Origin of the sequence: Rhodococcus spongiicola (genome assembly GCF_004011835.1) — a bacterium.
In the GTDB taxonomy this organism is placed as follows: Bacteria; Actinomycetota; Actinomycetes; order Mycobacteriales; family Mycobacteriaceae; genus Prescottella; species Prescottella spongiicola.
This window is the reverse complement of record NZ_RKLN01000004.1, coordinates 361,636-373,759: the sequence shown is the minus strand read 5'-3', so window position 1 is coordinate 373,759 and position 12,124 is coordinate 361,636. Positions and strand designations below refer to the sequence as shown.

Sequence of the window (12,124 nt, the reverse complement as noted above, 5' to 3'; positions counted from 1 at the left end):
TCGAGACTATCGCGCGCCCGGCCCGTTGTTCCCCATCACCGGTCGAACTGAACTTCTCACCCGTGCCGTTCTGCCGTGCTGTACTGGTTTGCGCTGTACTGGTTTGCACTGGCTAACGTCCGCCGATCGCGTACGAGGAGCACCCATGGCACGTGTGCAGTCCACCGGCGGGACCTCGCCGGGCACCGCCGGCTCCGGCCGCCGCGGCTGGCCGGTGTTCACGGCCATCGCGTTCGCGATCGCGGCGCTGTTCTTCGGCGGACTCGGTGGCTCCTTCCAGGGCAAGCTCGCCGAGGTCCAGAAAAACGACAATGCGTCCTACCTGCCCAGTTCCGCCGAATCGACGATCGTCGCGAACGAGAGCGCGAAGTTCCTCGAGGTGGAGACCATCCCGGGTGTGGTGGTGTTCCATCGTGACGGCGGGCTAACGGACGCGGACAAGGCCGCGATCGAGCAGGCTCGGATCTCGGTGGCATCGGTCGAGGGTGTCGACGCGGACGGCGTCACCCCCACCCAGTTCTCCGCCGACGACACCACCGCGTCGGTGTTCGTGCCGCTGATCGCCGAGGAAAACGGGACCACCGTGGTCGGTCCCGAACTCATCAGTGTCGAGCAGGAAGTGCTCGATGCCGCGCGGAGCGCCGTGGCCGCCGACCTCGAGGTGCTTCCGGCCGGCCCCGGCGGTCTGTTGGCCGCGCTCATCGACGCGTTCGAGGGACTCGACAGCACCCTGCTCGTGGTCGCCCTGTCGGTGGTGATACTGATCTTGCTCGTGGTGTACCGGTCGCCGGTGCTGTGGTTCTTTCCGCTGTTCTCGGCGCTGTTGGCGCTCGGGGTGGCGTCCATGCTGGTTTACCTCCTCGCCGACAACGACATCCTCACGCTCACTGGGCAGAGCCAGGGCATCATGTTCGTCCTCGTGATCGGCGCCGGCACCGACTATGCGCTGCTGCTGATCTCGCGTTACCGCGAGGAACTGCACTTCTACGAGGATCGGTTCGACGCGATGATCAAGGCCTGGCGAGAATCCGCCCCCGCCATCACCGCGTCCGCCGCCACCGTGATCCTCGGCCTGCTGTGTCTGAGTTTCTCGGAATTGAATTCGAACAAGAGCATGGGCCCGGTCGCGGCGATCGGAATCGCGTGCACCTACATCGTGATGATGTCGTTCCTGCCCGTGGCACTCTCGGCCGCCGGCCGGTGGGTGTTCTGGCCACGCAAGCCCAGGGCCAATCATGCGACAGACGATTCGACAGACATGGTGACGCACCGCCTGTGGAGCCGGATCGCCGAGGTCGTCGGCCGTCGAGACCGGCCCGCGTGGATCGGGGCTACGGCGCTCTTGGCCGTCCTGTTCGCGGCCGGCATCGGCAGCCTGCAAACCGACGGGCTGACGGCGACCGAGTTCTTCACCACCAAGCCGGACGCCGTTCGCGGGCAGGAACTCTACGACGCCAAGTTCGACCAGGGCGCCGGCGCACCCGCCGTGATCACCGCGAACGCATCGAGCGTGGACGCGGTGATCGAGGCCGCGAGCGGCGTAGAGGGCGTCAACCAGAGCCCGGGATCGGTGTGCGTTCAGGTCGACGAGGCGAAGCTCAGAGCGCTGTTGCAGGGCCTCGGCCCTGACGCACCGCAGCAGTTGCCGCCGGGCTGCCCACCGGCCGCGTTGAACGTCGATCCGATCGACGGACGCACGGTGATCAACGCAGAGCTTGCTGATTCGTACGATTCACCCGAAGCGCTGCAGACGGTCCAGCGACTCCGGGACACCCTGCACGCATTGCCCGGCGCAGACGCGCTCGTCGGCGGCACTTCTGCCGCGACCCTCGATGTGCAGATCGCTTCGGTGCACGACCGGAACTTGATCATCCCGATCGTGCTCGTCGTGATCTTCGTGGTGCTGGCGCTGCTGCTGCGCGCCCTGCTGACCCCGCTGATCCTGATCGCGACCGTGGTGCTCAGCTTCGCCGCGACCCTCGGGGTAAGCGGGCTCTTCTTCACGTACGTTTTCAATTTCCCGGGAGCGGACCAGTCGTTCCCGTTGTACGCGTTCGTGTTCCTCGTCGCGCTGGGAATCGACTACAACATCTTCCTCATGACTCGGGTCCGAGAAGAGACGCAGACCCGCGGCACCCGTGCCGGGGTTCTGCGCGGGCTCACGGTGACCGGTGGGGTGATCACGTCCGCAGGGATCGTGCTGGCCGCCACGTTCGCGGTGCTCGGCGTGCTGCCACTGGTGTTCCTCGCCCAGATCGGGTTCGCGGTCGCGTTCGGCGTCCTACTCGACACAATCGTCGTCCGCAGCGTGCTGGTGCCGGCACTCTCCCACGACATCGGCAAACCGATCTGGTGGCCGTCGAGACTGGCGCGGGCGCAGGACTGAGGTCGCTCAGCACTGATCCTCGAGTCCGGTCTCCCGCAGGGTGATGTTCAGCCGCCCTGACGGAAGCCCGCACTCGGAGTTCGCGGTCCCCGGAAACACCTTCGGCACACCGTGGTACGCGAACCGGGACGGGCCGCCGAACACGAACAGATCACCCGAGCACAACTCGACATCGGAGTACGGCCTGCCCCGGGTCTCGGGGTTGCCGAACCGGAACGTGCACTTGTCCCCGATGCTCAGCGACACCACCGGCGCCGTGGAGCGCTCCTCCTGATCTCGGTGCATTCCCATGCGGGAGACGGCGTCGTAGAAGTTGATTAGCGCTGCGTCGGGGTTGTATGCATCGCCCGCCTCGGGGTCGTCGTAGGCGTCAGCGACCGCGCGTTTCCCCAACTGTGCCAACCACTGCGGCACGGGAAGGACCCGGCCGCCACCGGCGTCGAAGGCGATGCGACTGTAGCGGTACGGCTGCCAGTGCCAGCCCAAGCACACGGTCTTGACCGACATCGAGTGTCCCGTCGGCAACCGAGCAGCTCGCATCGGTACCGGACCGCGAGCCCACCCGCGACAGGCGGCGACCAGCGCACGTTGCCGGTCCGGATCGAGCCAGTCCGGGACGAGCACCGCGCCGGGGGCTATGGTGCGCCGCGGCCTTGGGATGAGCGCCATCGCGTCCCCGTCACTCGGCATCGTGGTCACTCGGCATCGTGCAGAACCAAGCCGAGCGTGCGACGCTCACCCGAGCGCACCGTGCTGACGCCGTGCCGCATCGGGGCCACGGACCACCCCCGTGCCGACTCCACCGGACGGTCGCTGGTGGTGAACACGAACACATGACCCTGGCGCAGCATCGTCGCCGTGCCCCGGGACTGCACCCGCGCCCGCTGTTCGACGAGGAGGAACTCCCCGCCCTCGTAGTCGGCGGCCGGTTCGTCCAGCCCGATCACCACCTGCAACGGAAACACCAACTCGCCGTACAGGTCCCGGTGCAGGGCGTTCCAGTCGCCGGGCCCGTACCGCAGAAGCAACGGGGTGGGCCGCAGCTGCCCGGCACCGTGGCACATCGTCAGCCACTCGTCGAGAGTGTCCGGCCACGGCGCCGGTCGGCCGAGACGCTCCGCCCAGTCCCGAGCGACCGGAAGAAGTTTCACGTAGAACATCGACCGCAGCTGCGCGATCGCCCCCGGCAGCGGGTACTCGAAGTAGCGGTACTGACCGGAGCCGTACTTGCGCGGCGCCATGTCGACAGTGGCCCGGAACAGGGTCTCGTGGTCGTAGAGATCGGCGAGCGCGCGGCATTCGGACGGGTCCAGGATCGGATGAACGCTCTGCGACCCGCCGACCTCGTCGAGTTCGTCGAGCAGCGACGCCCAGTCCAGCGACTCGACGCGTTCCTCCAGCCCCTTCATGCCGCCTCCAAGGTCAACAGCGCCTGCTTCGTCTCGGTGCCTCCGGCGTACTGCCCAATGCTGCCGTCGCTGCGAACTACCCGGTGGCACGGAAGGAACAAAGGCAGCGGGTTGGTGGCACACGCGGTGCCGACGGCCCGGACCGCGCGGGGGCTGCCGGCGGCCTCGGCGACCTTCGCGTAGCTCGCCGTCGTCCCGTATGCGATGCCCGGCAGCCGGGTCAGCACCTCACGACGGAAGCCACTCGAGAGCCGCAGGTCCAGGGGGACGTCGAAGCGGCTGCGACGTCGCGTGAAGTACTCGTCGAGTTGGCGGGCGGCATCGTCCAGGCGGGTCGGCGCCTCGAGGATGCGCGGGCTCACCTGCTCGGCAAGCATCTCGAGTACGGCGTCGTGGTCCTCGCGCGGATACGCGACCCGCACAAGCCCGACGTCGGTGCCCGCGAGCAGCAGCCGTCCGACGGGAGTGTCCACGATGCGGTACGCAACATCGAGCAGGCCGTCGCGGTCGGCTGTGGCTGCCAGGCGAGCGTGCAAGCGGCTCAGGTCGGACGGACGAACGGTCGGTGTCGGGATCACGGTCATCGGGCAGCTCCCTCCTGCGCGAGCGATTCGGGTCGTGCCGGGTAGGTGCGCCGGAGCCGGGCTATGCCGTCGGCGGCGGCGCGGCGGGCGGCATCGGTGCTGTTGCCGAGGATCCTCGCGATCTCTGCGTACGGCAAACCAGCCAGGTGGTGGTAGACGACGGCAGCGCGCTGTGTGAACGGCAACTCGGCGAGCGCGTCCCACAGTTCGTGGTTCCACGACCCGGGTAGGTCGTGCCGCGACTCCTGCTCCGGCACGTCTTCAGTCGGGATCGCCGTTCGCTGCCGCACCCGGTGGACGTCGACGGCCTTGCGGTGCGCAATGGTCACCAACCACGCCTCGACGTTGGCTCCCGGATCGAGATCGGGGTAGGCGCGCAGGGCCGCCAGAAACGTCTCCGACCAGGCGTCCTCCGAATCGACCGGACCGAGCAAGGCGCGGCACACCCGCAGCACCACCGGCCCGTGCTCGGTGACGATCTTCTCGAACGGTTTCAGTCCCACGCCCGGTAGACGCTCCGCAGGGCCGGAACGTGAGGTTCGGAGGGTGCCCGAGTCAGAAGAGCCCATCCTGGGTCCCGGGCGGGTACGGATTTTCCAGGTCGAGCAGGTACCGCTTGCGTTCGAGTCCACCTGCGTATCCGGTCAGCGAACCGTCGCTGCCGACGACGCGGTGGCACGGGACGATGATCGAGATGGGGTTGCGCCCGTTCGCCGCGGCGACGGCGCGGATCGCGGCCGGGTTGCCGAGATGCTCGGCGAGCTGCTTGTACGTCCAGCGGGTGCCGTACGGGATGGTCCGCAGCGCCGCCCACACCCGCCGCTGGAACTCTGTCCCGTCCGGCGCGAGGGGCACCGTGAACCCGGTGCGCTCGCCACGGAAGTACTCGGCGAGCTGCATCGTCACGTCCCCGAAGCCGGCGTCGAGCCGGGCCCCGAAGCGGGCGCTGTCGGGCAGATGGCGCTGCTGATCCATGTAGAGCCCGCACACCGCATCCGCGATGCGGACCAGGGTCAGCGGCCCGACAGGCGAATCGACGACGGTGTGCACTCTCTCCACGTTCTCGCACTCCACGTTTTCGAGCCTCCCGACACCCACCGACAGCTAGCTCTCGACGGACTTCGTGAGCAACGCCTGGGTGCGGTACGGCACCACCTGCGAGAGCACCACCACCGAGACGGATCGGGCAACGGTCGACGAGTGGTGCAGATCGATCAACAGTGCCTGAAGGTCGTCGTGCGACGCGGCGGCCACCCGGCACAAGACATCACCGTCACCGGTGGTCGCCCACGCCTCGATCACTTCCGGAAACTCCTCGAGTTCCAACGTGAGCTGGCTCAATGAGCCCTGGGCGATCTCCAGCGTCACGAACGCCTGGACCGGGTACCCCGCTGTGCGTAAATCGATCTCGGGTCCGTAGCCGGTGATGACGCCGGCTTCTTCGAGCCGTCGCAGGCGTGCCTGCGCTGTCGCTCGGGCGACCCCGACCCGGCGCGACAGCTCGAGCATCCCCATCCTGGGCTCGCTGCGCAGGCGCGCGATCAGCTCGACGTCGAGTGCGTCGAGTCGGTGCCCACCCCGGTCCACGACGAATCACCCGGCCGTCACGGCGCGACGCGGGAACGAGCGACGATGACGGGGCACTCCGCGTGATACAGCAGCGACTGCACGGTGGAACCGAGCAACGCGCTCTCGAAGCCGCCGCGGCCACGACTGCCGACAACGATCGACCGGGCGGAGGCGCTGAGCGCGACGAGATGCTTGGTGGCGCCGGCCTCCGCGATCACGGTCTCGACCTGCACGGCGGGAAACTTCGCACCCCAGGTCGCGACGAGCCGGTCGATGCGGCCCCGGGCCTCCTCGTCGGCCTCCTGACTGCCGCGCCGGCGCCGCGCGTGCACGGCGATCATGTCGGTTCGCCGAATCGACGCCTCCTGCATCGCCGTCCCGATGACGATGTCGGCGCTGTCGGAATGGTCCACACCCGCGACTACCGGGCCCGACGCCCGTGGCACCGGGTGCCCCTCGGCGCCACGGATCACCGCGATCGTGCACTTGGCGTGGTGGGCCAGCGACAGCGCCGTCGAGCCGAGGACCATGCGGGAGAAGAATCCGGCGCCGACCGACCCGAGCACCAGCAGGCTTGCCTGCTCCGACAGGTCCACGAATGCCCGATTCACCCGGCCCCGCAGCAGTTCCAGCTCGACGTCGAGGGTGTCGTCCTCCCTGGTGGCGGCCTCTCGCGCGGCCTTGAGCGCCTCGCGGCCCAACGCCTCTTCCTCCTCCAGGTCGTCTGCGACGAAGGGGAAGTCGTTCTCGGTGTCGATGACGTGTACCAGCTTCAGCGGCGCTTTCCGCGCGTGCGCCTCCGCAGCAGCCCACGTGACGGCGTGGAGGGAAGCGTCGGATCCGTCGACCCCCACGACGACCGGCCTGCTCTCGTGCGCTGATGACATCGTCCACTCCGATCGGCTCATGTTGCACGGCGCGGCACGGCGCCGCCCGCTGGTTACAGACTAGATTCCATCGTTCGTCGGCACGCGCCGTCCGGCCGGTTGCAGCAGTCTCGCTGCACAATTTGCCCACCGCGAGGCCAGTTCCGACCGCGCTGGATGACCAATCCGGCCAGCGATTCGGGTCGAGGTTGCGAACCCGCCGACACGGGAGTGCGATTGGAACGGATCCGTAACCGGAGGTCTGCCATGACGATCGACCAGTCGCGGGGTCACCTCGACGACGAAATGCAGCGTCAACTCCTCGGGCTCGTGGAACACGATCCGTCGACCGACCAATTCCCGGTGGTGGGATGGGACGCGATCGTCTGGATCGTCGGGAACGCGACGCAGGCCGCGTCCTTCTACCGCACGGTGTACGGGATGGAGCTCGAGGCATACTCCGGCCCCGAAACGGGTAATCGGGACCATCGCGCCTTCGTACTGCGCAGTGGTGCCGTCCGGTTCGTCCTGTGCGGCGGGGTCGACCCCGACAGCCCCCTGCTCGACCACCACCGCAGGCACGGCGACGGGGTGTTCGACGTCTCACTCGAGGTCGTCGACGTCGACCGCTGCGTAGCGCACGCCCGGCGTCAGGGCGCGACGATCCTCGAAGAACCGCACGATCGAACCGACCAGCACGGCACCGTCCGCACCGCGTCCATCGCGACGTATGGGGAGACCCGGCACACCCTCGTCGACCGATCCGACTATGCGGGTCCGTACCTGCCCGGATACGTCTCCCGCACAATGTCGTCCGGGACCGGTCCACAGGTGTTTCAGGCTCTGGACCACGTCGTCGGCAACGTCGAACTGGGCCGAATGAACGAGTGGGTGGACTTCTACCACCGCGTCATGGGCTTCACCGATCTGGCGGAGTTCGTCGGATCGGACATTGCCACCGAGTACTCGGCACTCATGAGCAAGGTGGTCTCGAACGGCGACCACCGGATCAAGATTCCACTCAACGAGCCCGCACGTGGGCGCAAGCGCTCGCAGATCGACGAGTTCCTCGACTTCTACTGCGGGCCAGGATCGCAACACCTGGCGCTGGCGACCTCGGACATCCTCGGGGCGGTGGACCGCCTCACCGCGGCCGGTGTCGAGTTCCTGCCGACGCCGCCGTCGTACTACGAGGACCCGGACCTACGGGCCCGCATCGGCGAGGTACGGGTACCGATCGCGGAACTCCAGCGCCGCGGCGTCCTCGTCGACCGCGACGAGGACGGCTACCTGCTGCAGATCTTCACCAAACCGATCGGCGACCGCCCGACGGTGTTCTTCGAGCTCATCGAACGGCACGGCTCGCTCGGGTTCGGCAAGGGCAACTTCCAGGCCCTCTTCCTCGCGATCGAGCGGGAACAGGCGCGGCGCGGCAACCTGTGACGCCGTTCCTCACGCACCTATATCGCCACGCACCTATATCGCGGTGAGGCCCAGATCCACCACCATCTGCGAACCGGTGACGGCGCGAGAACGGTCGCCGGCGAGATAGAGCACCGCCTCGGAGACGTCATCGAGACTGCATTGGTCCGGTCCGGCGAGCGGCCACCTGTAGCTGTCGGCGTACAGCGGGTACTGGGACAGGATCTCCGCGGCACGCGAACTCCGGCTCATAGGGGTGTCCACCACGCCGGGGTGGATCGAGTTGACGCGAATGCCGTACTCGCCCAATTCGATCGCGGCGGTCTTCGTCAGGCCGGCCAGCCCGTGTTTGGCCGCGGCGTAGCCGGCCGCGCCGGGGCTGGCCTTCATACCGTGCACCGAGCTGACCACGATGACCGAGCCGCCGCGGCCGCCGGCGATGATCGCGGGAACAGCGGCCGTGAGGGTGCGCCACACGCCGTTGAGATTGATGTCGATGGTCGTCGTCCACTGTTCCTCGGGCATCTCCCAGAAGCGGTTCCACATCGAGATAGCCGCATTGGCGACGACGATGTCGAGTCGACCGAAGCGCTCCACACCGGCGTCGACCGCTGCCTGCAGCGCGGACTGGTCACGTACGTCGCCGATCGCCTTGACGATCTCTCGGCCCTCGGCGCGCACCAGGCGGGCCGTCTCGTCGAGATCTGGAGGCGTCGCCGCCGGGTATCCGATGTCGTCCAAGACGGGGGCGCACACGTCGAACGCGATGATGTCGGCGCCCTCGCGGGCGAGGCGCACAGCGTGGTTTCGCCCCTGGCTGCGTGCTGCACCCGTAATGAACGCGACCCTGTTGTCGAGCAGTGCCATGCGAATCCGTCCGATCCCGGTGAGGACGACGTCCCGATGTCGTGTAGTCTAGGTGCACCGACGCGGGGTGGAGCAGCTCGGTAGCTCGCTGGGCTCATAACCCAGAGGTCGCAGGTTCAAATCCTGTCCCCGCTACCAAATGTTGGAGCCACGGCCCTTTCGAGGGCCGTGGCTCTTTCCTTTTCCATGACGTTCTTTTCCATGACGTTGTTCTGTGACGTCACACCTCCGGCCTGCTCGGTCGTCACACCTGCCCGCGTTCGCTCTTTCGACGGTCACGGATGTTCAGGATTGCTGCGGCGGTGGCCGCGATCGTCCGGTCGCTGTCGTCGGCCAGTCGGGCGAGCGCCTCCCGTGCTGCCGTGCCGGGAATCTCCGCGAACGCCTGGGTGATCCGCAACCGCGTGGGCGCGTCATCCGTGTTGTCGAACAGGTCTTGCATAGCCCCGACGATGTCGTCGGCCGAGGCTGACAGCTCCGTCAGCACGCCCAACGCCTCCGCGGCCTCGACATCGCGTCGCCCCTCGACGATCAGTTCGAGGAGGGCTGGGACCGCGTCGAGGTTCCCCCGCGCCCCGAGGACGAGGGCCACACGCCCGCGGACTGTGGCGTCCGGGTCATCGAGGGCTCGTCGCAGGAGGACCGTTGCCTCGACCGTGTGTACTGCCGCAATCGCGGCCGTGGCGCGACGTCGGACGTCGACCGACTCCGCGTCGAGACCGGCGGCCAGATCGGCGAGTCCTCGACCGGCGGCCCGGGCCAGTGTCCACTGCAACGCTCCGGCGACGTTGAGGTCGTCCTCCGACAAGGCCGCTTCGACCAGCGCTTCGACGGGGAGTGGCGCATTCGCGTCCTGGGACAGGATCGCTTGCTGGCGACGGGCCCCGGACTCCGATTCGAGTGCGCGCAGCAGGGTGACGACGCGCAGGACGTCCTCCCACTCCTCCGGGCCGGCGGAGTCGACGTGCTCGAGTTTCGTGAGCAGTTCCTCCTCTGCGGCGATCCGCTGACGCGTGTGCCGTATGAGGTCTCCCATCAGCCCGGACGGCGCGAAGTCGGATTCGTCCAGTGCGCGCTTGGCCTCGCTCAAGGACAGCCCCAGCGTCCTCAGGCTCTCGACGTGGAAGAGCCGGCGGATGTCGTCGGCGGAGTACTCGCGGTAGCCGCCGGACGTGCGGCCCGTGGGCTGCACCAGCCCCAGCGCGTCGTAGTGACGCAACATCCGGGTGCTGACACCGGACCGTCGCGAGACTTCGCCGATCAACATCCCATCTCCTCCTCTAGGCGTCCACGCCGCGGGTCGCCATATCGAGCGACAGGGCGAACCCGCTGTCCGGGTGGTGGTAGAGCCATTCTGTGGCCTCGGCATGCGCACGAATGTCCGGATTGGGGCTACTGGACGCCGTCTCGACGATCGGGAGGACGGCCTCCCCGAGCTTGACCAGCGCACGACTCAGGCTGAGCTGCAGGTGCTGGTCACCGCGTCCGAACTCGGTTGCCAGGTCGGCCGCGAGGTCGGCCTCGTCTCCGGGCGGCACGAGTATCGCGGCGGCCCGCCATGCGCTGCGGGCGACGTCGTCGTGCTCGTCGTGCAGAAGTGCCGACACCGCCGGCCATGCCTGCCGATCCCCGATCTTGGAAAGCGCATGCAGCGCTTGGCTTCGAGCCTGCACGGTGTCGGCGCCGAGTTCCTCGACCAGTCTCGGGACCGTGGCCTCCGCCGGTAGGCGGCACAACGCCCAAGTGAGCATGTCGCGGACGAAGAAGTCCGCCTCGACGGCGCACCGACCGACGAGAGTCTCGATGAGACGGGGATCGGGACGCGTGCCTACGGAAAGCGCAGCCCGCAGCCGAACCGTCGGGTCGGCAGCGGCCAGAGCGTCGACGAAGTGAGCATTCGGCCCACCGTGGTTGGTTGTGTTCAAGACAACCACCTCCTTCGCCGGCCATTCGAGTCCTTGTCACTGTGTGAGGGTCAAGTCTCGGTGGCAGAACCGCGGACCGTACTCCAGGCTGTGCGGCGCGTGGTTTGCGATTGATTGCGTGGTTTGCAATTGGCGTTATGCCGCAGCGGGCAACTCGATTGCTTATGACCAGAACGGGTTTCGTGCGACTCCCTTGCAGGCGGAACCACCGGTCGGAGGTCGGTGTTCGATTCGGTCGAGTATCAGCGCGGACGAAACAGTACCGCCGCCGCAGCGATGCTGATTGCCGTGAACACCGTGATCACGACGACGAGGGCGATCGACTCGTACACCCGGAACGTGATCAGCCCGGGTATCACAGAGAGGGACATGAGGAGGAGCGGATCCTTCTGCCGCTGCAGCCCCCGGCGTAACCGCTGCCCGCGATCAGCGACACCGAAATCGTGGATCAAATCAGACATACTTCCCCCACCTCTCCCTGGGCGCAGGCTACTCGATTGATTTGCTCGGCAAGAGAACGGCTTGTCCTGATCAACCTGCCCCGCCCGAGGGCGTGCCAGCGAAGCGTCTTGCGGCCCTCCCGTGAGACTGCAGTCGGGACTAGATTGCCTGTATGACCGACCGTGATCGGGACACCCTCGGCAAGCCGCGCAATGCCCGGCCTCGAGATCGCCTGGGCAGGCCACTCGAGTGGGGAGCGGAAGGGTTTCCGACGGTCCCCGACGACCTGGACCTCGACCCCGACGAGGCGATCACCGAGGCGCAGCGCCTGCTCGACCATGAGCTACCGTTCCACGCGCACGAAGTCCTCGAATCCGCCTGGAAGAAGGCGCCGAACGAGGAGCGCGGACTGTGGCAGGGTCTGGCGCAGTTGGCGGTCGGGGTCACCCATCAGATGCGCGGCAACCCCGCCGGCGCGGTGTCGGTGCTGCGCCAGGGCCGGCACCGAATCGTTCCGTACGAGCCGGATCCCCCGCACGCCCTCGACATCACCGGTCTGGTCGCTTGGGCCGACCACCTGATCGCGGAATTGGACCGCGACACGCCGCCGGACGCGGTGCCCGTCCCCCGCCTTCGGATGCCCTGATGACCAACC

General features: G+C 67.6%; 14 protein-coding genes and 1 tRNA gene. 4 read left to right on the top strand and 11 right to left on the bottom strand.

The annotated features are described in order from the left end of the window. Positions 1-145: 145 nt before the first annotated feature. Positions 146-2,386 (top strand): MMPL family transporter, encoded by a 2,241-nt coding sequence (locus tag EF834_RS13135; RefSeq protein WP_127947647.1) that lies wholly within the window; start codon positions 146-148, stop codon positions 2,384-2,386. Between the two features lie 6 nt (positions 2,387-2,392). On the opposite strand, the gene EF834_RS13130 is transcribed toward EF834_RS13135, so the two are convergent. The 7 genes from EF834_RS13130 to EF834_RS13100 are packed head-to-tail and all read right to left on the bottom strand — an operon-like array spanning position 2,393 to position 6,835. Continuing rightward, positions 2,393-3,076 (bottom strand): alpha-ketoglutarate-dependent dioxygenase AlkB family protein, encoded by a 684-nt coding sequence (locus tag EF834_RS13130; protein WP_235871189.1) that lies wholly within the window; start codon positions 3,074-3,076, stop codon positions 2,393-2,395. A gap of 5 nt (positions 3,077-3,081) precedes the next feature. Further along, positions 3,082-3,795 carry a 2OG-Fe(II) oxygenase gene (locus EF834_RS13125; protein WP_127947646.1) on the bottom strand — a complete coding sequence of 238 codons (714 nt, stop codon included), beginning with the start codon at positions 3,793-3,795 and terminating at the stop codon, positions 3,082-3,084. Then, positions 3,792-4,379: a methylated-DNA--[protein]-cysteine S-methyltransferase gene (locus EF834_RS13120; RefSeq protein WP_127947645.1), complete on the bottom strand. Its 588-nt coding sequence runs from the start codon at positions 4,377-4,379 to the stop codon at positions 3,792-3,794. The genes EF834_RS13125 and EF834_RS13120 overlap by 4 nt, the downstream gene beginning before the upstream one ends. After that, the gene (locus tag EF834_RS13115) at positions 4,376-4,882 is read right to left on the bottom strand and encodes an RNA polymerase sigma factor (protein WP_235871170.1); all 507 of its coding nucleotides are present in this window, start codon (positions 4,880-4,882) and stop codon (positions 4,376-4,378) included. Before EF834_RS13115 ends, EF834_RS13120 begins: the two co-directional genes overlap by 4 nt. 52 nt (positions 4,883-4,934) lie before the next feature. Then, positions 4,935-5,438, bottom strand: a complete 504-nt coding sequence (locus EF834_RS13110; protein ID WP_127947643.1) for a methylated-DNA--[protein]-cysteine S-methyltransferase — start codon at positions 5,436-5,438, stop codon at positions 4,935-4,937. A gap of 45 nt (positions 5,439-5,483) precedes the next feature. Beyond that, positions 5,484-5,966 carry an Lrp/AsnC family transcriptional regulator gene (locus tag EF834_RS13105; protein WP_127947642.1) on the bottom strand — a complete coding sequence of 161 codons (483 nt, stop codon included), beginning with the start codon at positions 5,964-5,966 and terminating at the stop codon, positions 5,484-5,486. A 17-nt stretch (positions 5,967-5,983) separates the two neighbouring features. Further along, positions 5,984-6,835 carry a universal stress protein gene (locus EF834_RS13100; protein ID WP_127947641.1) on the bottom strand — a complete coding sequence of 284 codons (852 nt, stop codon included), beginning with the start codon at positions 6,833-6,835 and terminating at the stop codon, positions 5,984-5,986. A gap of 246 nt (positions 6,836-7,081) precedes the next feature. On the opposite strand from EF834_RS13100, the gene hppD reads away from it, so the two are divergent. Next, positions 7,082-8,257 carry a 4-hydroxyphenylpyruvate dioxygenase gene (hppD, locus tag EF834_RS13095; RefSeq protein WP_127947640.1) on the top strand — a complete coding sequence of 392 codons (1,176 nt, stop codon included), beginning with the start codon at positions 7,082-7,084 and terminating at the stop codon, positions 8,255-8,257. A 33-nt stretch (positions 8,258-8,290) separates the two neighbouring features. Here the strand turns inward: hppD and EF834_RS13090 are convergent, their stop codons facing one another. Continuing rightward, positions 8,291-9,103, bottom strand: a complete 813-nt coding sequence (locus tag EF834_RS13090) for a mycofactocin-coupled SDR family oxidoreductase (protein WP_127947639.1) — start codon at positions 9,101-9,103, stop codon at positions 8,291-8,293. 61 nt (positions 9,104-9,164) lie between these two features. Here EF834_RS13090 and EF834_RS13085 point away from each other — a divergent pair. Continuing rightward, positions 9,165-9,241, top strand: a tRNA-Met gene (locus EF834_RS13085). Positions 9,242-9,347: 106 nt separating this feature from the next. Here EF834_RS13085 and EF834_RS13080 read toward each other — a convergent pair. The 3 genes from EF834_RS13080 to EF834_RS13070 form a co-directional block, all read right to left on the bottom strand. Then, a complete protein-coding gene (locus tag EF834_RS13080; protein WP_127947638.1) occupies positions 9,348-10,370 on the bottom strand; it encodes a MerR family transcriptional regulator in 1,023 nt (340 codons plus the stop codon). Between the two features lie 13 nt (positions 10,371-10,383). Next, a complete protein-coding gene (locus tag EF834_RS13075) occupies positions 10,384-11,037 on the bottom strand; it encodes a HEAT repeat domain-containing protein (RefSeq protein WP_206615268.1) in 654 nt (217 codons plus the stop codon). Positions 11,038-11,270: 233 nt separating this feature from the next. Continuing rightward, positions 11,271-11,489 carry a hypothetical protein gene (locus tag EF834_RS13070; protein WP_127947636.1) on the bottom strand — a complete coding sequence of 73 codons (219 nt, stop codon included), beginning with the start codon at positions 11,487-11,489 and terminating at the stop codon, positions 11,271-11,273. Between the two features lie 152 nt (positions 11,490-11,641). On the opposite strand from EF834_RS13070, the gene EF834_RS13065 reads away from it, so the two are divergent. Then, complete coding sequence (locus EF834_RS13065; RefSeq protein ID WP_127947635.1) at positions 11,642-12,115, top strand: DUF309 domain-containing protein; 474 nt, start codon at positions 11,642-11,644, stop codon at positions 12,113-12,115. Positions 12,116-12,124 lie beyond the last annotated feature (9 nt).

Coding starts and splice junctions, on each gene's coding strand:
- EF834_RS13135 (WP_127947647.1), top strand. CDS start 146: ATGGCACGTGTGCAGTCCACCGGCGGGACCTCGCCGGGCACCGCCGGC.
- EF834_RS13130 (WP_235871189.1), bottom strand. CDS start 3,076: ATGCCGAGTGACGGGGACGCGATGGCGCTCATCCCAAGGCCGCGGCGC.
- EF834_RS13125 (WP_127947646.1), bottom strand. CDS start 3,795: ATGAAGGGGCTGGAGGAACGCGTCGAGTCGCTGGACTGGGCGTCGCTG.
- EF834_RS13120 (WP_127947645.1), bottom strand. CDS start 4,379: ATGACCGTGATCCCGACACCGACCGTTCGTCCGTCCGACCTGAGCCGC.
- EF834_RS13100 (WP_127947641.1), bottom strand. CDS start 6,835: ATGTCATCAGCGCACGAGAGCAGGCCGGTCGTCGTGGGGGTCGACGGA.
- hppD (WP_127947640.1), top strand. CDS start 7,082: ATGACGATCGACCAGTCGCGGGGTCACCTCGACGACGAAATGCAGCGT.
- EF834_RS13090 (WP_127947639.1), bottom strand. CDS start 9,103: ATGGCACTGCTCGACAACAGGGTCGCGTTCATTACGGGTGCAGCACGC.
- EF834_RS13080 (WP_127947638.1), bottom strand. CDS start 10,370: ATGTTGATCGGCGAAGTCTCGCGACGGTCCGGTGTCAGCACCCGGATG.
- EF834_RS13070 (WP_127947636.1), bottom strand. CDS start 11,489: ATGTCTGATTTGATCCACGATTTCGGTGTCGCTGATCGCGGGCAGCGG.
- EF834_RS13065 (WP_127947635.1), top strand. CDS start 11,642: ATGACCGACCGTGATCGGGACACCCTCGGCAAGCCGCGCAATGCCCGG.